The organism is Pedobacter sp. AC402 (genome assembly GCF_979252805.1).
In genome coordinates this window covers 1391611-1416463 of the sequence record NZ_CEEDAI010000009.1, presented here as the reverse complement: position 1 = coordinate 1416463, position 24853 = coordinate 1391611, and the positions used below count along the sequence as shown (strand labels likewise).

The 24853-nt window shown below is 38.1% G+C and carries 15 protein-coding genes and 2 pseudogenes; 13 read left to right on the top strand and 4 right to left on the bottom strand.

Translation table 11 applies throughout. From position 1 onward, the window contains the following. The first annotated feature begins 99 nt into the window (after positions 1–99). From AC0IWE_RS17110 to AC0IWE_RS17075, 8 genes are all read left to right on the top strand, one after another. Positions 100–1902 carry a SusC/RagA family TonB-linked outer membrane protein gene (locus AC0IWE_RS17110; RefSeq protein WP_471793961.1) on the top strand — a complete coding sequence of 601 codons (1803 nt, stop codon included), beginning with the start codon at positions 100–102 and terminating at the stop codon, positions 1900–1902. Continuing rightward, positions 1874–3403: a TonB-dependent receptor domain-containing protein gene (locus AC0IWE_RS17105; RefSeq protein WP_471793960.1), complete on the top strand. Its 1530-nt coding sequence runs from the start codon at positions 1874–1876 to the stop codon at positions 3401–3403. Before AC0IWE_RS17110 ends, AC0IWE_RS17105 begins: the two co-directional genes overlap by 29 nt. A 19-nt stretch (positions 3404–3422) precedes the next feature. Continuing rightward, positions 3423–5003: a SusD/RagB family nutrient-binding outer membrane lipoprotein gene (locus tag AC0IWE_RS17100; protein ID WP_471793959.1), complete on the top strand. Its 1581-nt coding sequence runs from the start codon at positions 3423–3425 to the stop codon at positions 5001–5003. A gap of 247 nt (positions 5004–5250) precedes the next feature. After that, on the top strand, positions 5251–7590 hold the full coding sequence (locus tag AC0IWE_RS17095; protein WP_471793958.1) for a family 20 glycosylhydrolase: 2340 nt from the start codon (positions 5251–5253) through the stop codon (positions 7588–7590). 398 nt (positions 7591–7988) lie between these two features. Further along, a complete protein-coding gene (locus AC0IWE_RS17090) occupies positions 7989–8516 on the top strand; it encodes a helix-turn-helix domain-containing protein (RefSeq protein WP_471793957.1) in 528 nt (175 codons plus the stop codon). Between the two features lie 105 nt (positions 8517–8621). Further along, positions 8622–9401 (top strand): S10 family serine carboxypeptidase-like protein, encoded by a 780-nt coding sequence (locus tag AC0IWE_RS17085; protein ID WP_471793956.1) that lies wholly within the window; start codon positions 8622–8624, stop codon positions 9399–9401. After that, entirely contained in the window at positions 9334–10179 is an 846-nt protein-coding gene (locus AC0IWE_RS17080) for a hypothetical protein (RefSeq protein ID WP_471793955.1), read from the top strand. The genes AC0IWE_RS17085 and AC0IWE_RS17080 overlap by 68 nt, the downstream gene beginning before the upstream one ends. Positions 10180–11266: 1087 nt before the next feature. Continuing rightward, positions 11267–12229 (top strand): acetyl-CoA carboxylase carboxyltransferase subunit alpha, encoded by a 963-nt coding sequence (locus AC0IWE_RS17075; RefSeq protein WP_055908250.1) that lies wholly within the window; start codon positions 11267–11269, stop codon positions 12227–12229. A gap of 383 nt (positions 12230–12612) precedes the next feature. Here AC0IWE_RS17075 and AC0IWE_RS17070 read toward each other — a convergent pair whose 3' ends face one another. Both AC0IWE_RS17070 and AC0IWE_RS17065 read right to left on the bottom strand, forming a co-directional pair. After that, positions 12613–15654: a glycosyltransferase family 117 protein gene (locus AC0IWE_RS17070; protein ID WP_471793954.1), complete on the bottom strand. Its 3042-nt coding sequence runs from the start codon at positions 15652–15654 to the stop codon at positions 12613–12615. 215 nt (positions 15655–15869) lie between these two features. Continuing rightward, a complete protein-coding gene (locus AC0IWE_RS17065; RefSeq protein WP_471793953.1) occupies positions 15870–18896 on the bottom strand; it encodes a glycosyltransferase family 117 protein in 3027 nt (1008 codons plus the stop codon). A gap of 370 nt (positions 18897–19266) precedes the next feature. Here AC0IWE_RS17065 and AC0IWE_RS17060 point away from each other — a divergent pair, with 370 nt between their 5' ends. The 3 genes and pseudogenes from AC0IWE_RS17060 (at position 19267) to pth (ending at position 21662) form a co-directional block, all read left to right on the top strand. Beyond that, on the top strand, positions 19267–20208 hold the full coding sequence (locus AC0IWE_RS17060; protein ID WP_055909454.1) for a ribose-phosphate pyrophosphokinase: 942 nt from the start codon (positions 19267–19269) through the stop codon (positions 20206–20208). A gap of 95 nt (positions 20209–20303) precedes the next feature. After that, complete coding sequence (locus AC0IWE_RS17055; RefSeq protein ID WP_471793952.1) at positions 20304–20888, top strand: 50S ribosomal protein L25/general stress protein Ctc; 585 nt, start codon at positions 20304–20306, stop codon at positions 20886–20888. A gap of 212 nt (positions 20889–21100) precedes the next feature. After that, positions 21101–21662, top strand: a pseudogene (gene pth / locus AC0IWE_RS17050) (aminoacyl-tRNA hydrolase). 419 nt (positions 21663–22081) lie between these two features. On the opposite strand, the gene AC0IWE_RS17045 reads toward pth, so the two are convergent. Both AC0IWE_RS17045 and AC0IWE_RS17040 read right to left on the bottom strand, forming a co-directional pair. Next, complete coding sequence (locus AC0IWE_RS17045; protein ID WP_055908237.1) at positions 22082–22747, bottom strand: tetratricopeptide repeat protein; 666 nt, start codon at positions 22745–22747, stop codon at positions 22082–22084. Between the two features lie 124 nt (positions 22748–22871). Next, a complete protein-coding gene (locus AC0IWE_RS17040) occupies positions 22872–23279 on the bottom strand; it encodes a hypothetical protein (protein ID WP_055908234.1) in 408 nt (135 codons plus the stop codon). A 105-nt stretch (positions 23280–23384) separates the two neighbouring features. Here AC0IWE_RS17040 and recF point away from each other — a divergent pair. Both recF and AC0IWE_RS17030 read left to right on the top strand, forming a co-directional pair. Continuing rightward, positions 23385–24488: pseudogene (gene recF, locus AC0IWE_RS17035) on the top strand (DNA replication/repair protein RecF). Continuing rightward, positions 24481–24771: a DciA family protein gene (locus AC0IWE_RS17030; protein WP_055908226.1), complete on the top strand. Its 291-nt coding sequence runs from the start codon at positions 24481–24483 to the stop codon at positions 24769–24771. Before recF ends, AC0IWE_RS17030 begins: the two are co-directional and overlap by 8 nt. Positions 24772–24853: the final 82 nt, after the last annotated feature.

Here is a 24853-nt window from a genome sequence, read left to right as displayed (position 1 = left end):
GCCAAGAACTTATGCAACCAAAAAAACAAAAATATGATTTATTATTACTTACTGCAAGGGCGCCCAAAATATAAAGCGCTCTTAAAATTCATTATGCTAATGAAACTAACCTGTATTATGGTTTTCATTACCTGTCTTAATGTTTCGGCATCGGTTTTTTCTCAGGAAAAAATTTCTTTAGATGTTAAGAAAACAAAACTGGCCAGGGTATTACAGATTATTGAACAGCAAAGCAGTTACCATTTTGTTTACAGTTCTTCTTACGTTCCTGTTAATAAGGATGTAAGTATTACTGTTACCAATACTTTGGTTACTGATGTGTTGGCAGCCATTTTAAACAGAACGAACCTGAAATATTCTGTTTCTGAAGGTGGCTTAATTGTAATTAGCAAAAATAAGGAAGTACCAATCGGCGGAACGGTTAAAGATGCACTTGGAGGTGCACTACCCGGAGCAACTGTTCGGGTAAAAGGAACAGGTATTGGTACCTCAACAGATGTAAATGGTAAATTTTCTTTAAATGCGCCAGAAAATGCGGTTTTGGTGGTTTCATTTGCAGGTTTTCAAACAAAGGAAATTTCAATCGGTGCTCAAACCAGTATCGATATAGTGCTTTCAGAAGATACCAAACAGCTTACCGATGTAGTGGTTACGGCTTTGGGCATCAAAAAAGAAAGAAGAGCTTTAGGTTATTCAGTTACGCAAATTGGTGGCGAAACCTTAACACAGGCACGCGAAAATAACGTTACCAACTCATTGGTGGGTAAGGTAGCAGGTTTGGATATTGCGGGTACTTCTGGCGGTGCTGGTGCAGCAACCAATGTTACCATTCGTGGGGTTTCGAGCATGGGCCCATCAAAACAACCACTATATGTGGTAAATGGTATTCCGATGGAAAGTGCCCCTGTTGGTTTTGGAAGTACAATAGGTATTGGAAACAACGGCGGTCAATACGATAACGCTCCCGATCTGGGCGATGCGATTAGCAATTTAAATCCCGATGATATCGAAAGCATTTCGGTGCTTAAAGGTGCCGCCGCTTCAGCTTTATATGGCAACAGAGCAAAAGCTGGGGTAATTTTAATAACCACCAAAAGCGGAAAAGGGAACAGCATCGAATTTAGCAGTAACTATGTAGCCGAACAGGTAATGGATAGAACCAATTGGCAATATGTTTACGGCCAGGGTGCCAATGGGGTAAAACCTGCTGATGCAACCGCAGCCGCCCAAGTAGGCGGTTCGAGCTGGGGAGCAAAATTAGATGGATCAAACGTAGTTCAGTTTGATGGGGTGAGCAGACCTTATTCGGCCCAGGAAAATAATATTGAGGATTTTTATAGAACAGGGGGAACCTTTACCAATACCCTGGCATTAAACAAATCATTTACCGGTGGCGTAATGCGCCTATCGGCAAGCGATTTAACTAACCGTTCTGTTGTGCCAAACTCTGGCTTAAACAGACAAAACTTTACCCTATCAGGTACTTTCGATCCCATTAAAAATTTGGTAATTGATGCACGCTTCAACTACATTTTAGAACAAGCAAATAACCGCCCTATGGTTTCAGATGGTGCAGGTAATGCCAATTACAACGCAGCGTTTTTACCAACCAGCGTAAATATTGAAACACTTAAGCCGGGTACAAAACCCGATGGATCTGAGCTTTCGTATAACACTGGCAATACCTATGCAACTAACCCTTGGTTTGCCGCTTACAATTTTATCCACAATACCAAAAGAGAGCGTTTATTGAGTTCTATCAACGCAAAATATACTTTCGATAACGGACTGTTTTTACAGTTACGTGCAGGTAGAGACTCGTACAACGATAATTATTTAGGTATTACCCCTTCAGGTACAGCGTACGATGCTGATGGGGGGTATACAGAGGCAGATCAGTAAATTTTCTGACCTTAACGTTGATGCATTAATTGGTAAATCTTTTAAAATAGATGATTTTTCAATCACACCTAATTTTGGTGCCAGTTATCGTCGTACCAAAGGGGCCGGAACCACAAATACAGGTGGTTCGTTCCAGATTTTTGGCGTGTATAATTTAGCCAATACCGGCGGTAAAGCTGTTGGTATTTATCAAACAGATCAAGAAACTCAATCGGTATATGGTACTTTGGAATTAGCCTATAAGGATATTTTATATTTAACAGGAAGTTTACGCAATGACTGGTTTTCTACACTGGCAACCCCAGGGAAAGATAATAAACTCAATAGCATCTATCCCTCTGTAAGCGGTTCATTTGTTTTCTCAGAGTTATGGAAACCATCTTTTTTGAGTTTTGGTAAACTCAGGGCAGGTTATGCAATGGTTGGACAGGCTACAGATCCGTTCCAAACCCAACTATACTATAATTTACGTAGCGAAACCGTTAATGGAAGCTCATTGGGTAATATTGTTAATCCAGCAATTCCAAATGCTACGTTAAAAGCGTCAAGTGCTACAGAATTAGAGATTGGTACGGAGATGAAGTTCTTTGGCGATCGTTTGAGCTTCGATTTAACCTGGTACAATAAAAAATCGAAAGATGAAATCCTGGCTGTTCCTGCTTCTACCACAACAGGTTATAACGCTGCCATTTTAAATATTGGCCGTTTGCAAAACAAAGGGATAGAAGGCTTGGTATCTGGAGTTGTTTTAAAGAATAAGGATTTTAACTGGACATCAAGCATAAACGGTTCATACAATGATAATAAAGTATTAACCCTTGCACCTGGTACCGCCTCGCAACCATTAGCAACCTCAAGAAGTAATGTAGGCTTTTTGCAAAATTTAGAAGGATTGGCTATTGCGCAGGTTATGGCTTACGATTATAAGTATGATGCAAATGGCAATATTGTTAAAGGTGCCGACGGGATTCCGGAAAGAGGGGAATTGAAACCTTATGGTTCGGCATACAATAAATGGACTGCCGGATGGAATAACGAATTTACTTACAAAGGAATTAATCTTTCATTCTTAATCGACGGTAAATGGGGTGGCAAAATTTTCTCAGCTACTGATTATTATGGTTATGTGTTTGGTTTGCATCAGTCAACACTCGAAAACCGTGATGCATTGGATGCTGCCGCTGCTGCTGACCCTACCAAACCAAATGCGGCAACTTATTACACCAATTTTGCTAATAATGTATCAAAACAATTTGTGCAGGATGCGAGCTTTATAAAGTTCAGACAGGTGATTTTAGGCTATAATTTTCCTGCAAAAATGTTCAATAATAAAATTAAAGGTTTAAACGTAAGCTTTGTTGGTCGTAACTTATTCATTCTGATGAAGAAAACAGACAACATTGATCCCGAATCGAGCTATAATGCAACCATTCCTGGTATGGAGTTAGGTGGTGTGCCACCAGTACGTACCTACGGTTTAAATTTAAGTGTTAAGTTATAATCCTTTAAAAAAAATTGAAATGAAAACGATCATAAAATTATACGTACCACTTTTATTATCTGGATTAGCCATGATAACTGGTTGTACAAAAGACTTTGAAAAAATTAATACAGATCCAACAGCTATCAGTCAGGAGCAATATAATCCAAACTTCCTATTATCTACGGCTCAGTTAAATTATACAGGGAGCATCGATTTTGCTTACGAAACCTGGAGAGGTAATTTAATCTATGCCTCAACCATGATGCAGGGAATGTCGTCTGTTATTAGTTATTGGGCAGGAGATAAATACTTGCTTAACGAAGGTTACACCGCGGCTTATTGGGAAAAAGCTTATCCCGATCAGGTTAAATATGCTGCCGATCTGGTTGAATTTACCAAAGGAAAGCCTCAATATAACAACGTTTACCAAATGGGTAGAATCTGGAAAGCACTCATTTTTGAAAGATTAACCGATTTATATGGCGATATACCTTATTTTGATGCAGGTAGAGGTTATTACACCGCAAATTTGTATCCTAAATATGATGCACAACAGGCTATATATGCCGATCTGTTAAAAGAGGTTGATGAAGCCAGCACAGCATTAAATGCAAGCGGTGATAAAGTTACAGGCGACCTTATTTTCGCTGGTGACATTGCCAAATGGAAACGTTTTGGCAATAGTTTGATGTTGCGTATGGCCATGAGGCTAACCAAAGCCGATGCAACATTGGCACAAAACTATATCAACAAAGCGGTAGGGAAAACCATGACCAGCGACGCTGATAATGCATTTTTTAAACATGATGCCAATGGTGACCGTGTAACTAAAAACAGAAATTCGCAGGTGCTTTTGGGAGATGGTGGTCAAGAGAATTTTTATACCCGCTGGAGCAGCACCTTTATCAATTATTTAAAAACCAATAACGACCCGCGTTTAGGTAAGGTTGCTGTAACCAAGCTATATTTAACCGATGGAACTAAGGATCAAAATCCTGCTTTCATTACAACTGCTGCAGTACAAAAGGGCATGCCAAACGGTAAAGATTTAAGCGGTATTGCAGCCAGGGATGTACGTCAGGATCCTTCTTATACAGATTTTACCGATTATTCCTCACCGAATCCCGGTATGTTGAAAAAGGATGGTAATACCTTTATTTTAACTTATGCAGAAACAGAGCTGCTTTGGGCAGAGGCTGCACAGCGTTATAATATTGGTGGTAGCGCAGCTACACATTACAATGCAGGCGTAACTTCGGCAATGACGTATTTATCGCAGTACGACCCATCAATGACTGTAAGTGCTACTGATGCTGCTGCATATCTGGTGGCACATCCTTATGTACCGGCAAATGGTTTGGATATGATTGCTACCCAATATTGGGCACATACCATTACCATGTTGGATTTTTACGAAACATGGTCTAACTGGCGGAGAACAGGCATGCCTGCTTTAACTCCAGTAATTTATAGTGGTAACGCAACCAATGGAACAATTCCACGCCGTTTTCCTTATCCGCTTTTTGAAGGCGTTACCAATGCAGTAAATTATAAAGCTGCATCAGCCGCCGTACCTGGTGGCGATAAGTTGGTAGGAAAAGTATGGTGGGATAAATAACAAGGCTTCACGGTTTTTATACTGGCCGACATTGCATTGCGCAGTGTCGGCTTTTTTATTTTTGGGTACTTGAGTAGCGTTTCACTGCATTTAATACTTCGCATGAGCATTGCATCAAACGTTTGCGCAATACTTGCTTAAGCATATGGAAAAAGTTTAATATATCTTTAAACTAAATGGGCCTGTTTGTAATGTCAAGGCTTCAGCAAAGGGAAATTACCACTAAACGCCAAATACAATTCACTACATGAAAAATATGCTAATTACCGTTGGTTTAATCATCATTACCACGGGGTTTTTATTCGGTCAAACCGATAGTACAATTGTAAAATCAGTAGCTGATGTAAAAGAAATAAAAGCAGGTGACCAGAAGATCGTCTTTCCTGGAAGTCCTAAAGGATATTCCCTCGTATTTAAAGGAAGCAATCACGAGCCCATTATAAATCCATCAGGCAAAATTACCACACCACTGGTTGCAACAAAAGTGAAACTCTACTTTCAATTGATTAATGAAAAAATTGATTCGATAAAGTACGATGTTTCAAAAGAAATTACTGTACCCGGAAAATATGCCGACGCTGGTGTTAATCCACAACCCTTCGTTATTCCGGCTTTACGCGAATGGCATGGAGATAAAGGTAATTTCATACTCACAAAAACCAGCAGGATAGTTTTAAATGCAAATGATGAATCAGCGTTGAAAAATGCTGCCGGTATTTTAAAACAGGAATTGAAAGATCAGCTGGGTTTTACACTGTTGATCGTAAAAGGAAAACCTAAAAAAGGAGACGTTTTCTTAACCTTAAATACCAAAGATAAAAGCATTGGAGAGGAAGGTTATTACTTTAATATTGACGAGCATGTAACTATTAGTGCCGAAAAATACCAGGGATTATTTTGGGGAACACGGACTTTGTTGCAATTACTGGAACAGAAAAATAGTATTCCAAAAGGCCTGGCCAGAGATTACCCTGAATTTAAAGTCCGCGGCTTTGTGCTCGATGTTGGCCGTAAATTTTTTAGTCTGCAATTTTTGAGGGATTATGTGAAATTTATGTCTTACTATAAACTGAACGATTTTCAGATTCATTTAAATGATAACGGTTTTAAAAAATATTTCAACGACAACTGGTCTGAAACCTACTCTGCTTTCCGTTTAGAAAATACAAGCTACCCTGGCTTAACTGCAAAAGATGGTTCTTATACCAAAAAAGAATTTATCGCCTTGCAACAACTGGCAAATGATTATGCCGTGCGTATCATCCCTGAAATTGATGCCCCGGCCCATGCACTGGCTTTTACCAAAGTGGTTCCCGAAATTGGTAGTAAGGCATATGGTATGGATCACCTCGATCTCCATAACCCATTAACCTATACTTTTATGGAAAATGTGTTTAAAGAATACATTTCAGGAAACAACCCCGTGTTTATGGGTAAAGCGGTTCATATTGGCACGGATGAATACGCCAAAAAAGATGCAGAAGTTTTTAGGGCTTTTACCGATCATATGATCAGGTATGTAGAAGGTTTTGGGAAAGAGGTAAGGCTTTGGGGCGCATTAACACATGCCAAGGGCAATACCCCTGTTAAAGTAGAAAATGTAGTGATGAATACCTGGTACAACGGATATGCAAATCCTGTTGAGATGAAAAAACTGGGCTACAAACAGATCAGTACGCCAGATGGATGGCTTTATATTGTGCCCGCTGCGGGCTATTATTTTGATTACCTGAATATTAAAAACCTGTACAGTAAGTGGACTCCCTCTATGATCGGTAATGCTCAGTTTCCAGCCGGTGATCCTACCATACTTGGTGGATCTTTCGCCGTGTGGAATGATATTGTAGGCAATGGCATTACCGAAAAAGATGTGCACGATAGGGTGTTTCCGGCGATGCAGGTACTGGCGCAAAAAATGTGGGGTGGCAGCAGTACGCCTTTAACATTCGATGATTTTAGCGTTTTGAGTAAACAAATAGGAGAAGGACCATCGCTAAACATTAGTGGAAAGTTATCAAAAATGGAAGCTCCATTTACAGCACATTATAGTTTTGATGAAAAGAATAATCAGGTTAAACTTAAAAATACACTATACACTCCAGGATATTTAAAAAATGCCTTAGCATTTTCAGGTGAAAATAGTTTAGCCGAATTGCCTTATACCGAAATTGGATACAATTACACGGTTTCATTTTGGGTATATCCTGCAAGTAACAATGCTGATAATGCGATACTGTTTAAATCACCTAACGCCGTTGTAAAACTAAAGCAGGCGGGTACGGGTAATCTGGGTTTTTCGAGAGAAGGCTATAATATTGATTTTGGATATCGCTTGCCAGAAAATAACTGGACGCATGTAGTGATAACAGGTACGAATAAGGGTACCAGCCTTTATGTAAATGGTAAGCTGCAAAAGAAATTGTACGATAACTGGATCGAGTTTACAGATAAAGACAAAACAAAAATGCGTAAATCTGAAACACTGTTTTTCCCTTTACACACTATCGGTGGATTTAAAGGAAAGTTAGATGAACTGCAAATTTGGAACAAGGTATTGTCTGATGAAGAAATTTCCGTACTAAAATAAATGGATGCTGTAAAATCAATAACAAGCCAAGGTGATCATTATATAAGTATTGCTTATACATGCGTTATGCTTCGGAATGCAAAATTAATCAAACGTTTGTGCGATAATTGATCGAATAGCTTTTTGTAAAAGTAATAACTTCAATTATAGGTTGCTTTTTTAAGTATTGTTGCTTCTCATTGGCAATCTGTTTTAATAACTAAATTCTTTATAAAATTTTACCACTTCTTTGAAGTAGTTTTTTGCAGCGCCGGCGTTACTAAATGTAATGTCGGCTTTTTATTGCTAGCTTGCTTTGCAATTATCCGATAGCTGCGCAAAATAAATTTTTAAAAATTGTGACAGAATTTTATGTGACAGAAAAAATTGTCACAAGGTTACCGTAACAGGAATAGCAAATGAAAAACATCAGAGAGAAGCTCGGCCTTACACAAGATCAAATGAGTGGCCTACTTGGGATAAACAGAAGTTCGGCAGCAATGTATGAAAATGGTTCACGAAGTATAGCCACAAAAAACCTGCTTCTGCTTTCAGAAATACAAATATTTTTAAACAACAATGTACCTAAAATAATCCATAGCGAAATCAACACAAAAACTGACCATGCAAAAAGCGCGATTATAACCAAATTAAATAAGCAGATTGATCGGGCTGCTTATACATGTTTAAAGCTAAAAAGAAAGCTAAAGTTACTGCACGCTACTAATCTTAAAACAAAGAATTTATGGTCTGTTTTGGTTCATTTAAAATTAAAAATGCCTGAAAACCTACCATTATTGGCATATCTAGAAATTTTGGAAATAGACTGTTTGGAAAAAACAGCTAAATGCGGCCTTGATAAGCAGGCAGAAATTTCTCTCAAAATTAAAACTTTAGAATTTGAGCAGGCTGCGGCAAAATCAATGATTGAGGAATTAAAGGCATAAAGCAGCAGTAATAAATATGCTTGGCGCTTTTATGGTAACATTTCCAATGCGATTTTTGATTAACGCTGCATTAGTTTGATATTTAACAACCAAACCAAACTTTCGATGAAATTTAAATTTTTACTCACCACATTACTGTGTGCAGCCATTTATGTGCAGGCACAAGGACCAAGAAAAAATCAGTCAAAAGAAACCGTAACCACCACACAGGTTACCGTAAAAGACGAACCAAAATCGCTAACAAACGAAAGAACCATCAAAGTAGAAAGTGCTGTGGTTACCAACCATTCGGTAAACATCGATGGAAAAGTTGTTGCCTATAAAGCCACTACAGGCACGCTTCCGGTTTGGGATGAAGATGGAAAACCCATTGCCGGCTTGTTTTATACCTATTACGAACGCAGCGATGTGCAAAACCGCGATAAAAGACCTCTTGTAATTTCTTTCAATGGTGGGCCGGGCTCTGCCTCAGTTTGGATGCACATTGCTTATACTGGTCCGGTGGTGCTAAATATCAATGATGAAGGTTACCCCGTTCAGCCTTATGGTTATAAAGAAAACCCATATTCTATTTTAGATGTTGCCGATATTGTTTACATCGATCCCGTTAATACAGGTTACTCAAGGGCAGTAAGTAAAGATATTCCGACAAATAAATTTTTTGGTGTACGTGCTGATATAAAATACCTTGCCGAGTGGATTAATACTTTTGTAACCCGCAATAACCGCTGGGCATCACCCAAGTTTTTAATTGGCGAAAGTTATGGCACCACCCGCGTTTCCGGCCTGGCCTTAGAGTTACAGAATAGCCAAGTGGATGTATTTAAATGGTGTAGTATTGGTATCGCCTACCGAGCTTGGTATAGAGCGGAGCGGCCCTGTTGATGCAGCTTTACGTTTACCGTATTTTGCTGCTACTGCATGGTACCATAAAGCCCTGGCAGCCGATTTACAAAGCAAAGATTTAACGGCGATGTTACCCGAAGTAGAAAATTTCACCATCAACGAGTTAATTCCGGCAATTTCGCAAGGCGGAATACTTGGTGCAGATAAGAAAAAAGCAATCGCAGCTAAAATGGCGCGTTATTCGGGCCTTTCGGAAAAGGTGATTTTAGATTATAACCTAAACGTGCCCACAGATTTCTTTTGGAAAGAATTGTTGAGAGATAAAGGTTTTACCGTTGGCAGATTGGATTCGCGCTATCGTGGTATCGATAAAATGAGTGCTGGTGAAGGACCTGATTATAATGCCGAATTAACCTCATGGCTGCACTCTTTTACGCCAGCCATTAACATGTACATCCGCAATGAACTTAATTATAAAACCGATTTAAAATACAATATGTTCGGTTCGGTTTACCCTTGGGATAAAACCGGCGACCAAACGGGCGATAACCTCCGCCAGGCGATGGCGCAAAATCCATATCTTCATTTGTTGGTGCAATCGGGTTATTATGATGGTGCCTGCGATTATTTTAACGCTAAATATAGCATGTGGCAATTGGATGCCGCCGGTAAACTGCAAGATCGCATGAGTTGGGAAGGTTACCGAAGTGGGCACATGATGTACCTGCGCAAAGATGACCTTAAAACAGCTAATAACCATATCAGGGAGTTTATCAAAAAAGCACTGCCAAAGGCAGGAGAGGCGGCTAAGTTTTAAAATTAGAGTTGACAACTTTCTTATGCACCTTGCTATTAAAGTTGTCAACTCTTTTAGCTTTATTTTTTTTAGAGTTGACAACTTTCTTATGTACCCTGCTATTAAAGTTATCAACTCTTTTAGCTTTATTTTTTTAGAGTTGACAACTTTCTTATGCACCCTGCTATTAAAGTTATCAACTCTTTTAGCTTTATTTTTTTAGAGTTGACAACTTTCTTTTGCACCTTGCTATTAAAGTTGTCAACTCTTTTAGCTTTATTTTTTTTAGAGTTGACAACTTTCTTATGCACCCTGCTATTAAAGTTGTCAACTCTTTTAGCTTTATTTTTTTAGAGTTGACAACTTTCTTTTGCACCTTGCTATTAAAGTTGTCAACTCTTTTAGTTTTATTTTTTTAGAGTTGACAACTTTCTTATGCACCCTGCCATTAAAGTTGTCAACTCTTTTAGCTTTATTTTTTTTAGAGTTGACAACTTTCTTATGCACCCTGCTATTAAAGTTGTCAACTCTTTTAGTTTTATTTTTTTAGAGTTGACAACTTTCTTTTGCACCTTGCTATTAAAGTTGTCAACTCTTTTAGCTTTATTTTTTTTAGAGTTGACAACTTTCTTATGCACCCTGCTATTAAAGTTGTCAACTCTTTTAGCTTTATTTTTTTAGAGTTGACAACTTTCTTTTGCACCTTGCTATTAAAGTTGTCAACTCTTTTAGTTTTATTTTTTTAGAGTTGACAACTTTCTTATGCACCCTGCCATTAAAGTTGTCAACTCTTTTAGCTTTATTTTTTTAGAGTTGACAACTTTCTTATGCACCCTGCCATTAAAGTTGTCAACTCTTTTAGCTTTATTTTTAGAGTTGACAACTTTCTTGTGCACTTTGCTATTAGAGTTGTCAACTCTTTTAGTTTTATTTTTTTAGAGTTGACAACTTTCTTTTGCACCTTGCTATTAAAGTTGTCAACTCTTCTAGCTTTATTACTTGCTATTAAAGTTTCCAGCTCTTTTAAGCGATTTTTCAGCTCCAAAAACGCAAACAAAAAACTGTTCGCTTCAAACTAAAAATAATTACTTATTTTTGTGGTTCAATTATGCAGCAAATAAAAACATCATTCGATTTTGAAAAACCTATTGCCGATCTAGTTCAGCAGATAGAAAAGGTTAAGCAAGTTGCCGATAAAACCAAGGTAGATATGTCTGCCACTTTAGATGAGCTTGATGGTAAATTAGATGAAACTACCAACAACTTATATAAAAATTTAACCGGTTGGAACAAGGTTCAGATGAGCCGCCACCCTGATCGTCCGCAAACGCTCGATTACATCAGTATGATCTGCGATGATTTTATTGAAATGCACGGCGATAGAACGGTTAAAGATGATAAGGCTATTATTGGTGGTTTTGCTACTATAAATGGTCAAACCGTAATGGTTATCGGTCACCAGAAAGGTAAAAACACTAAAGAGCGTCAGTTCCGTAATTTCGGTATGGCCAATCCTGAGGGTTACCGGAAAGCTTTACGTTTAATGCGCCTGGCCGAAAAATTTAACAAACCGGTAATTTCTTTTATCGATACCATGGGTGCTTACCCTGGTTTGGAGGCAGAGGAACGCGGGCAGGGTGAAGCAATTGCCAGAAATTTGTTGGAAATGTCTATTCTTCGCGTTCCGATTATCTGTGTTGTTGTTGGTGAAGGTGCATCGGGAGGTGCTTTGGGTATTGGTATTGGCGATAAAGTGTATATGTTGGAGCATACCTGGTACTCGGTAATTTCACCTGAATCCTGCTCATCTATTTTGTGGAGAAGCTGGGATTTTAAAGAAAAAGCTGCCGAATGTTTAAAACTGACATCCGATGATATGTTTGGCAACAAGCTTATTGATGGAATAATTCCTGAGCCGCTTGGTGGTGCACACCAGGATCCGGAGTTAATGGGAAAAACTTTGAAAGATTACATCATTAAGGATTTAGCTGCATTAGGCAAATTAAAAACTGATAAACTTATTGAACAACGAATTGAGAAATTCTGTGCAATGGGTGTAGTTAACGAATAATTATTACATAATAAAATAATCTGAATCCTGTTTGGCAATGCTGAACAGGATTTTTTATTTTAAACAGTGAAGATAGACACAAGATATATGGAGATTCGTCCTGCTGAACTTATTTCAGCATCTATAATGCTATTGATAAAAGACCCTGAGATAAATTCAGGGTAATGTATGTTACGATATTTATTTCCTATTTGGCAATGCTCAATGGAGATTCGTCCTGCTGAATTTATTTCAGCATCTATCATGCTATAGAAAAAAGACCCTGAAATAAATTCAGGGTGACGGATGTTACAATACCGAATACCCCTTTTGTATTAGCTAATAAACAAAAAAAGCAGCTACAAATTAATGTAGCTGCTTCGTAAAATGTTTTCAGCATCCGCTTATTGCTGCGGACCTTGCTGAGGGAAAAACATTGATAAACGGCTTTCCAGGCTATTAAATGTTTTCTGTAATTTATCACTCAATTTATCCTGGCCAGCGGCTTTACTGGTTTTAATCATTCTATCCAGATAGTACAAACCAGTTTGAATATTCTGCGACCCCGTTAAACCCTTCGATTGTGAAATATCTGCAAGGTAGTTTAGTTCCTTGTTGATGTAATCGCCAGATTTATCTAAAATATCGTTTGCTCTTGCTGTTTCGCCAAGCTTGTATAAGTTTTCGGCCATGTAGAACTTTACTACCACAGTGCGTATACCGAAAAATTTATCAGGCATTACAGCGTAATATTTATCAATTACTTTTTTAGCCTCATCAATTTTACCATCTTTAATTAAGCTTCCTGTTAGGCTGCTGAAGATGTTGGTGAAGATAAATGTGTCATCAGATGATTGTGGATCCAGATATTTAGCGGTTTTCATATTTCCCCACTTAAATTTATTCATCACGTTGTTATATAGAACAGGTGTGTTTAACTGCTCAGGTCTGTCTTCAGATGCTGTTGTATCAGCCTTAAGCGGCAATAAACGCAAGGCTAAACCTTCGCTGTATAAATACTTATCTAATCCGTTATATTGCTCAGAAGGCACTGTAGAAGCAAAATAAATAGGACGCTTCCAATTGTTGTGCGCAAGAATATCAAACATGGCTAAAGTTCCTTTGGTAACATAACCTTTGTTAAATTTCCAGTCCATTTCTGAAGCAATTTTAGCGGCATCAGCGGCAGGCACAGTACCGGTACTCACCACTTGTTTAGGATCGATCGTAATTTTCAGGTTTTTTGTTGGTAAGAAATTAGATTTTGTTCCATCCTGCATTGGTACTTTATCGCTTTCATCGTTCGATAGTAATAAATCTACAACGTTTTTAAGCTCAACGCTACCGGCAATTTTGTAATCATCGTATGGCATTACATCTCTTTCACCCTGCACATATTGCTCAGGTTTCATCGAGATTGGCAATGGTGCCGATTCATTTTGTTTTTGCCTTAAACCATTAATATACCAATCTGTATCGAATAAACTTAAGTTTACAATACGCACATCCGGACGAACATTTTCAACCTCCTGAATATACCAAAGCGGGTAGGTATCATTATCACCATAGGTAAATAAGATGGCATTTGGTGCGCAGGATTGAAGGTAATCCAAAGCAATATCGTGAGGAACCAATTTGGTAGAACGATCGTGATCATCCCATCCCTGCTCAGCCATAATTACCGGAGCAGCCAATAAACCAATTACAGTTGCCCCAATAGCACCAGCGGTAGGACTTACTTTTTTAAATACCCATTCTTTAATGGCGAGCGCCCCGAGCCCTATCCATATGGCAAAGGCATAAAACGACCCTACATAGGCGTAATCTCTTTCGCGTGGCTCTAAAGGTTTTTGATTTAGATACAATACAATTGCAATACCGGTAAAAAAGAATAATAAACCCACAACACCAGCATCTTTTTGGTTGCGTTTAAAATGCCAAAGTGCGCCAATTATACCTAAAATTAGAGGTAAAAAGAAGAAACGGTTATACGCTTTATTATCAACTGTTGATGCCGGTAAATGGCTTTGATCGCCTCTCAGCATGGCATCAATTGGTTTGATACCGCTAATCCATTCGCCTTCAAAACCACTTCCCTGACCTTGTTCATCGTTCTGGCGGCCAACAAAATTCCAGAAAAAGTAACGCATATACATATAACCAATTTGGTAACTGGCTAAAAAGCCAACGTTATCAACCAGATTAGGGTTTTTAGAATCATCCAAATGCATCCACTCTTTGTAAAAAGCAGCATGTTTAGGATCATCACTATACATACGTGGCAATAAAGTGTTGTTGCTATACTCATAGTCGGTTTTTTTGCCTGCTACTTCATATTTGTCTTTGCCTTTTCTCCAGATTGTTTTTCCTTCAGTAACACCTGTTCTTTCAGAATTATAATTAGGTCCGTAACCCAACGGCCTATCGCCGTATTGTTCACGGTTTAAGTAACTTAAGAAAGAGAAAGCATCTTTCGGTGCACTGTTATTTAAATTCGGGTCTGCTTTGGCCCTGATGATGATCATCGAGAAAGAAGCATAACCGAAAATGATTAAAACGGTAGAAATTAAACCTAAGTTTAACAATTTCTTTTGGTGCTGAATAGAATAACGAATACCCCAAACTAACGCACCGATTAATAAAACGGCAAAGAATAAAACACCTGTTCCGAAGCCCATTCCCAATGTATTTACAAAAAACAGATCGAAATATGCACCGAATGAAACCAGGTACTGGATAATACCATACTGGATTACCGCAAGGATTAAGATACCAACAATAAGGGTTTTGATAATTCCTGATGTTGTTGCCTTATCTGTTCTTTTAAAGTAATAAATAAAAGCTAGCGCTGGGATGGTTAATAAGTTTAACAAGTGAATACCGATCGATAAACCCATAATGTATGCAATAAACAATAACCACCTATCAGCCCTTGGCTCATCGGCATGTGCTTCCCATTTAAGGATAGCCCAGAATACAATCGCAGTAAATAGCGACGATTGCGCGTAAACTTCTGATTCTACAGCAGAAAACCAAAAACTATCAGAAAAAGTATAAGCCAGTGCACCAACGGCTCCTGCACCCATAATGCTGATCAGTTTGCCTGTTGTAAGCTCTTCGCCAGCTTTTAGCACTGTTTTTTTAGCCAGTGCGGTAATTGTCCAAAATAAGAATAAGATAGTTGCCCCGCTTGAAACAGCCGAACCTACGTTCATCCAGTAAGCAATTTTAGTTAAATCGCCAGTTGCAAAAATGGAGAAGAAACGTTGGATCATTAAGAATAAAGGCGCGCCAGGTTGGTGAACAACCTGCATTCTAAATGCTGATGCGATAAATTCACCGCAATCCCAAAAGCTTGCAGATGGTTCTAAGGTTAAAACGTAAGTTAGTGTAGCAATTAAAAAGCAGATCCAGCCTACTATATTATTAACTTTTGAATAATTCATTGGTTTGTTTAATGATATTAAAAATTGTTTTCACATAAAAATGCTGCCGAAATTAACTATTCTAGTCGATAAAACAGGTAAATTTTTGGATTGATTTAACAATTTTTAACGGCTTAAGTCTATTATCTTAAAGGATTTTAATCTATTTACAAATTAAAAACCGATAAGCAGAAATGTAAAATCTGCCTATCGGTTAAAATTTAGAATGTTTTTGATTAACCCGCCGCAAAAGGAGTAAATCTTACAATCAGATCGTTATACTGTTTTTCTAAACTTTTACTAAGTGCTTGCTGCTTAAAAACCTCCGTTAATTTTACCATCTGTCCTAAATAGCCTAGGTAAAAACGAACATCCTGCTCTGATGACAATTGATTTTTACTTTCCGAAACATCAGCCAGATGGGTAAGCTCTTTACCTACATAATCAGCAGACTTTATGATCATTGCATTTGCATGGTTTAAATCGTTTAATCGGTATAGGCTTTCCGTAAAATAGTAGGTGCTCATTACCTGGCGCATGCTGTAAAATTTAGTAGGAATTACTTCGAGATATTTGTTGGCTACTTTTTTACTTTCAGCTACTTTACCTTCATTGATCAAACCATTTAAAAGGCCGTTAAACATGTTGGCCAACATGGTTACATCATCAGCAGATTGCCTGTCTAAATGGTTGGCGTATTTAATATTGCCAAAAGCGTAAACATTCATGAGGTTGTTGTATAAAGGTTTTAAGTTTACACGTTCATAATCTTCGGTTATTGCGGTATCTGGTTTTAAAGGCAGCAATCTTTTGTTTAACCCTTCCGAGTAAAGGTATTTGTTTAGCCCCAAATACTGTTCATTCGGCATTGCGCCACTAAAATAAATGGGTCTTTCCCAGTTGTTATGTGTTAAAATATCAAATAAAGCAAGGGTGCCTTTTGTTACATATTCCGAACCGAAAGTCCATTCCATGCTGCTGGCAATTTTACCTGCATCTTCTTTAGGCACGGTTCCGGTATCCAGAACCTGTTGCGGGTTTACTGCCAGTTTAAGGTTTTTGGTTGGCAATACATTATACTTTGTGCCATCGTTCATGGTTACCTTATCTTCATCACTGTCGGATAGGAGCACGTCTAAAATCTGTTTTAACTCGATATGCTGGGCTATTTTATAATCCTGGTAATACATAATATCCCTTGTACCCTCAACGTATTGTTCAGGTTTTAGCGTAATTGGCAATGGAGCAGATTCATTTTGCTTTCTGCGCATCCCATCAATGTACCAATCAGCAGTAAATAAACTTAGGTTTACAATGCGCACATCCGGACGGATATTTTCTACCTCCTGGGCATACCAAACGGGATAGGTATCATTATCGCCATAGGTGAAGAGGATGGCATTTGGTGCGCACGATTTTAGGTAATTTACCGACATATCTCTCGCCACATGGATATCCGAACGGTCGTGATCATCCCAGCCTTGATTGGCCATTATAACCGGAGCACCAAACAGTGCTATAAGTGATGCAAAAATACTTGCCTTTGTTGGCGTTAATTTTTGAAAAACATAATCTTTTAAACCAAATACACCTAAACCGATCCATATGGCAAAAGCATAAAATGAACCCACATAAGCGTAATCCCGCTCGCGAGGCTCAATTGGTACAGAATTTAGGTAAAATACAATGGCAATGCCGGTAAAAACAAAAAGTAAACCAATAATGCCGGCATCTTTTTGGTTGCGTTTAAAATGCCATACCGCACCAATCAGTCCGATAATTAACGGCAAAAAGAAAAATCGGTTATATGCTTTGTTCTCTACAATTGAAGGTGGAAGGTTTTTCTGGTTACCAAGCCTAATCGCATCCAGGGGTTTAATGCCGCTAAGCCAGTTGCCGTCTTTTCCTCCAAACTGTCCATCCTCATTATCCTGCCTGCCAACAAAATTCCACATAAAATAACGCATGTACATTTGTCCCGCCTGAAAGGAAAATAAGTACGTCAGGTTATCCATAAAGGTTGGTTTGTGCTCATCGTTAAAACCCATATAACTTTTATAAAACCTGGTGTGTTCGGGTTTATCGCTGTACATGCGCGGCAATAATGTTTCATCGGCAAAAACATAAGCAGATTTAGTTCCGGCAGGTTCATATTTCTTCTCGCCCTTACGGATAATTTTACCAGTTTCTTTAATGTCTGTTTTTTGCGAATTGTAATTCTCACCATAAAGCAGAGGTCTGTCGCCATATTGATCGCGACCCAGATACCTTGAAAGCGAAAAAACGTTATCTACATTATAATTGTTCAAATTCGGTTTAGCCTGCGCCCTGATTACCAGTAAAGCATAAGAGCTATAGCCAAATAATAATAGCACAGTAAAGAGCATAATGAGGTTTAAGGCCCTTTTGTTTTTTAGGATGGAGTAGCGGATGCCATAAACCAAACCAGAGATTAAAAGAACAGCAAAAAACAATATTCCCGATCCAAAACCCAGCCCCATGGTGTTTACAAAAAAGTAATCGAAACCTGCCGCAATAGATATAATATACTGGATGATACCAAATTGAACCACCGCTAATGCCACAATTGAAATAAAAAATACTTTTAAAATACTTTGCCAGGTAGGTGATGGATACTTTTTAAAATAATAAACAAATATTAGCGCGGGGATGGTAAGTAAGTTTAAAATGTGTACGCCAATGGAAAGCCCCATAATATAAGCTACAAGGAGCAGCCATCGGTCTGATTTTGGTTCATCGGCCAGCGATTCCCATTTTAGTATTCCCCAAAACACAACGGCACTACAAAGCGACGACATGGCATAAACTTCTGCCTCAACTGCCGAAAACCAAAAACTATCAGAAAAAGCATAAGCCAGGGCACCAACTAAACCTGCACCCATAATGCCGATGATTTTTTGATTTGTAATTTCTTCGCCTTTTTTAATTACCGTTTTTTTTGCCAGTGCTGTAATCGTCCAGAATAAAAAAAGTATCGTTCCGGCACTGGCAAGGGCCGATGCTAAATTCACAAAATAAGCCACTTTGGTTTTATCGCCAAAAGCCAACGCAGAAAATAACCGCTGGATCATTGATACAATAGGAGCGCCGGGCTGGTGTACCACCTCCATGCGGAAGGCTGCAGAAATAAATTCGCCGCAATCCCAAAAACTTACAGATTGATCTAAAGTTAAGATGTACGTGAGCGCGGCAACGAAAAAACAGAGCCAGCCTCCAATGGTGTTGATCCTTGAGTAATTCATAGTTTAATTTTAGTCTTTGATAATAAATGATTTAAGTGGTTCGCAGTAAAAAAAGTCGTAGAAAAAAATAAAATGTTGCACCAGATATGATGATTTTTTTATCTTTGCAACGCAAATAGGAACAGCAGGAAAGAAATTAAAAATATTTTAAAATCACTCTTGCATATTTAAAATAAGGTTCCTACATTTGCATTCCCTTTCGAGGAGAATATCCTTGAGAAGTTTTTGTCCGATAGTATAAGGGTAGTACAACGGTTTTTGGTACCGTTTGTCTTGGTTCGAATCCAGGTCGGACAACTAAAATTTAATGTCGGATCATGTTTTAAATAGACATGATCCGATTTTTTTTAACCGTAAACTACACGAACCCATGCCATTGCAGTTTAACCCGGTAAAGCTTTTTTCCGGAACAGGTTCTAAGGGATTATCACTTAAGATTGCCGAACATTACGGTAAGCCGCTTGGTAGCGTAACCATCCACAAATTCAGCGATGGCGAGTTTCAACCCTCCTTTGATGAATCAATTCGTGGTAGTGATGTCTTTCTAATCCAGTCTACTTATCAGCCCAGCGATAATTTAATGGAACTTTTGTTGATGGTAGATGCCGCTAAAAGAGCATCCGCACATTATATTACTGCAGTAGTTCCTTATTATGGTTTGGCCCGTCAGGATAGAAAAGATAAACCCCGTGTAGCAATCGGTGCCAAATTGGTGGCAAACTTATTAAAATCAGCAGGTATTCACCGCATCATGACGATGGATTTGCATGCTGCACAGATACAGGGTTTCTTTGATATTCCGGTTGATCACTTAGATGGATCGGTAATTTTTGTACCTTATATCAAAAGCCTGGGCTTAAAAAACTTAACTATAGCATCGCCGGATATGGGCGGTTCATATAGGGCACGTACTTTTGCAAAGTTCTTTAACGCTGAGGTAATTATTTGCGATAAACGCCGTAAACGCGCCAATGAAATCGAATCAATGTCGATTATTGGTGATGTTACCGGACAAGATGTAGTATTGATTGACGATATCTGCGATACTGCCGGAACCCTTTCTAAAGCAGCAGCTTTAATTATGGAAAACGGAGCAGCCAGTGTAAGAGCAGTTTGTACACATGCAGTGTTATCGGGCAAAGCAATAGAAACGGTAGAAAATTCGGTATTAACCGAACTGATTGTTACGGATACCATTCCTTTAAGACAGGAAAGTCCGAAAATTAGGGTGCTAAGTACAGCAAGTTTATTTGCAAGGGCAATTGCCAATGTAAACGAACATGGCTCAATTAGCGATCTGTTTAGAGTATAGTACAAAGCGTTTAACGTATTGCGAAGAGTGCTAAAAACGCCAGCCGCAGAACGTGAAACCATAAAAAAGAGTTTAATTAAATAATAAATATAAAAATGAAAACAATCGCAATTAGCGGTTCTCCAAGAGAGAACGTAGGGAAACGCGATGCCAAGGAACTTCGTTACGAAGGTAAAGTTCCGGCGGTATTGTATGGTGGAAAAGAGCAACAACACTTCGCAGTGGTTATTGCTGATTTAAGAGATGTTATTTATACCCCGGATGTAAACTTTGTGGAGATTGATGTTAACGGTACTAAAACTAAAGCTATCGTAAAAGACACTCAATATCACCCACTTACCGACGTATTAATGCACATCGATTTTCTTCAGTTATTCGACGAGAAAGAAATCGTTATGGAGATCCCGGTTAAATTAACAGGAACTTCTCCAGGTGTTAAAATGGGGGGTAAATTAATCCAAAAATTACGTAAACTACGTGTTAAAGCATTACCAGCTAACATGCCTCAAAACGTAGAAGTAAGCTTAGAAAAATTAGAAGTTGGAAGTTTATTCCGTGTTCGCGACCTTAAAGGCGAGAGCTACGTAATTACTAACACTCCTGAAGATACTATCGTTTCTGTTGCAATGTCTAGAGCATTAAAACAAGCAGAAACTGAAGCTGCTAAAGGTAAAAAATAGTACACTGATATCACATATTAATGTGATTACACAGATTTTAAAAGCGGTGCAAAAGCAATTTTGTACCGCTTTTACTTTTTACGTGAGATAACCCTCATACGTTAAACACCATGCTCTTGCAAAGGTAAAGACTCCGAACTTCCTACTCCGAACTTTTTTCATCTTCCACCATCCAGCTTTCCCGCCCTCAACCTTTTTATTATCTTTGCGCCATGAAATATCTCATCGTTGGCTTAGGAAATATCGGACCGGATTATGCACACACCAGGCACAACATTGGCTTTGATATTGCCGATGAACTGGTTAAAGGCCTAGGAGGTAGTTTCGATAATATTCGTTTGGCCTATTATTCGGAAGTAAGCTATAAAGGCAAAAAACTACATGTTATAAAGCCAACTACTTTTATGAACCTTAGCGGTAAGGCAGTAAACTATTGGATGAAGGAGTTAAAAATAGCTCCTGAAAATGTTTTGGTTGTAGTTGACGATCTGGCATTACCTCTAGGGAAGTTAAGACTTAAACTGCAAGGCTCCAGTGCAGGCCATAATGGCTTAAAAAGCATTGAAGAAATGTGTGGCGGACAAAACTATGCACGCTTGCGTTTTGGTATTGGCAGCGATTATCCAAAAGGCAGGCAGATTGATTTTGTTTTGGGCTTGTTTGATAAAAATGAACAATTAGAACTCCCTGCATTGATTGATAAAAGTGTTGAACTGATTAAAAGTTTTGTGACCATTGGGCCTGCCTCACACTATGACAGCTTTTAATAAGTAAATTTTATAAGATCGCCATGCTGATCCGATAGCTATCGGATTTATTTCAGCATTTCTGGCAAAACAAATCCTAAAATAAAATTAAAGTAGGCGAATAGTTTGGCTGAACTACGAGTAATCGAAAAAAAAATTTTTGAAGCGCAATTGCATAAGCTCTTTTGAATGTTCGCCCTGCTTTATGCTTGTAGTCCCGATTAGAAGGGAATCGGGAGCTACCGCGTCAATCAGGTCTATAAAGCAAAGTCTTTACTGTTATTAGGGGCTGATTAGCATAGTTTTATATAGACTCCCTCTACGAATCCATGGTCTGTGTCCTCACAGACTATTCTGCATGAATTTAAATCTTTATCAGGACTACTTTCAAACAAAAAAAGACCATCTTTCGATGATCTTTTTAATGAATATATTTTTAGTTAATGATTATTTAACTTTTTCTTGAGCTCTTGCAATATAAGCATCAATTAATTGCGCTTCAGCACTTTCAGGATATTGCGTTTTTACCTTAGTATAGGCATCAACAGCACCTTTAAAATCATTTTGATTTTCATTTACCAAACCTAATTTCTTTAAAAACATTGGTGAAGTAAATTTGCTTGCTTTATCAGCTGCTTTTTTATAATAAGTGGCGGCTTGTTTGTAGTCTTTCAACTCACTATAAGCATCTCCTAATAAACCTAAAGCCAATGGATCTGCAACCGGGCTGCCAGTAGCACTGTATTTGCTTAACGATTCGATAGCTTGTTTATATTCGCCTTTACGTAAATAAATGCCACCTAAATAAAGATTTGCTAAATTTGCCGATTTTGTGTTATCGTATTCTTTTGCAATTTGCTCCAGGCCCGGGTAACCACCTTCACCTTTAACAGCTTTGTTTGATAATGAATCTACACCAACATATTGTTCTGCTTTGTACATTTTGCTGGCAGCTTCTTCTGCACGGCCTTTTAAATACACGCCTTGATACCAAAGATATATTAAAACTAATAAAACTACAGCACCTGCAATAAACAGTAAGCTTTTGTTATTCTCTTGTAAAAATGAACCTTTTTTAGATGGTTGAATTGTCTGGTTATCTGTTGTAGACATGTTTGTTTAAAAAATTTAAGATTGCAAAAATACATTTTTCAATCAAAGTATCAATCTTTATTTTGAAGTATTTGATTAAACATTAGTTATTTAGGCATGCAGAACTGTAAAATTGCCAGCTCAATTACCGCAATAACCTAATTAGCGTGTTAAACCAGGTTTGGTTATCGCTAAAAATGCCCGTATGGTTTATCACCAGGTATACGGTTTGGCTTTCTGAGCGGCTTATGGTTGATTTAATTCGGATGGGTTGCCAAAATGCTCCGAAATTTTTGGCTGATGAGGCAGGAAATACATCATCGAAACCCATATAAACCTCTTCAATATGTGATAGTGGAAGTTCCAGCTGCTCGTCTCCGGTAATAAAAAGTCCGTTGGAGGCCAATAGAATATTTCCTTCATGATTATGGATCGGCTTTAAAAACGAAAATAAACCAGCGATTTTTTTAATCCAGCTTGAGCTTTTTTCATTGGTCAGTTCATGATCGTAAGACCATAGAACGTTTCCCTCTAACATTTTTTGTGCAACCATGTAATTTTACTTGCTATGAAAGTACAGTTTTTTTAAATGTTATTAACGTTTATTTTAAACAATGAATGTTAAGAGGTTAAAAAACGGTAAATTTGTGACATATTTATGTGGTTAAAAAACATTACCCTTCTAAATTTCAAAAACTATACGGATGCAGATCTTCATTTCTCAGAAACTGTAAACGTTTTTACGGGTAATAACGGCTAAGGTAAAACCAATATGCTCGATGCCATTCATTACCTGTGTTTGTGCAAAAGTTACTTCAATCCAATCGATAGTCAGCAGATTAAAACCGGAGAAGAAGTTTTCATGATTCAGGGTGATTTCGACCGCAGTACCAAAAACGAAAAAATTTCTTGCGGCGTTAAACGGAATCAAAAAAAACAGTTTAAGCGCAATAAAAAAGAATACGATAAACTGGCCGATCATATAGGTCTGTTCCCTGTGGTGATGGTTTCGCCTTATGATGTAAACCTGATTATGGAAGGAAGTGAGGAACGGAGAAAATTCATCGATAATGTGATTTCGCAAACAGATGCCCATTATCTCGATCAGCTGATTACCTATAACCGCATCTTGTTAAATCGGAATGCGCTGTTAAAACAGATTGCCATTACCCGGAAATACGACCCAACATTACTCGAAATTTTAGATGAGCAATTGGTTTTTGCCGGCAATAAAATCTTTGCCATCCGTAAAACCTTTATGGATGAGTTTATTCCGCTTTTTAACCAGTATTATACTTACCTTACCGAAAACAAGGAAACGGTTGAGCTCAACTATCAATCGCAATTGAATGAGACAACATTTGAAGAACTTTTAAAAAAATCAGTTGAGAAAGATCGCGTCCTGGAGCGTACCACCACAGGCATACATAAAGATGAACTGGCTTTTGTAATTAGCGGTATGCCTTTAAAAAAGTTTGGTTCCCAAGGTCAGCAAAAATCATTTTTAATTGCTTTAAAACTGGCACAATACGCTTACCTAGCCAAAAATAAGGGTTTTAAACCTTTGCTTTTGCTGGATGATATTTTTGATAAGCTGGATGATAACCGTGTTCAAAAATTAATGCAAATGGTTTCCCACCATGATTTTGGGCAAATATTTATAACAGATACAGGAAGGGAAAGAGTGAAATCAATTTTTGAAAAAATAGAAGTTGATGTAACTTTGTTTGAAGTTGATAACGGAAATATACAAAATGCGTAAACCCAATGATGTTACAGTAAAGGATGCGATTAGCAAAATGCTCGATGTATACCGTTTACGCCGTAAGTTTGATGAAACTTCAATTTTATCGATCTGGCCTGAGATAATGGGAACTGCCATTGCAAATAGAACCAAACAGATCTACATCCACGATAAAAAACTTTTTCTCCGGATAGAATCATCCGTTATTAAAAACGAACTGGTTATGGTTCGTCAGGGCATTATCCAGAAACTTAACGAACATGCCGGTAGTGAGGTCATCAATGACATGGTCTTTTTGTAAGCAAAATAAAAGGGCATTAGTTTTAAATTCATGCCCTTTTATTTTATTGGAGATAAAGCTCCCGAATAAAATGTGCACTAGA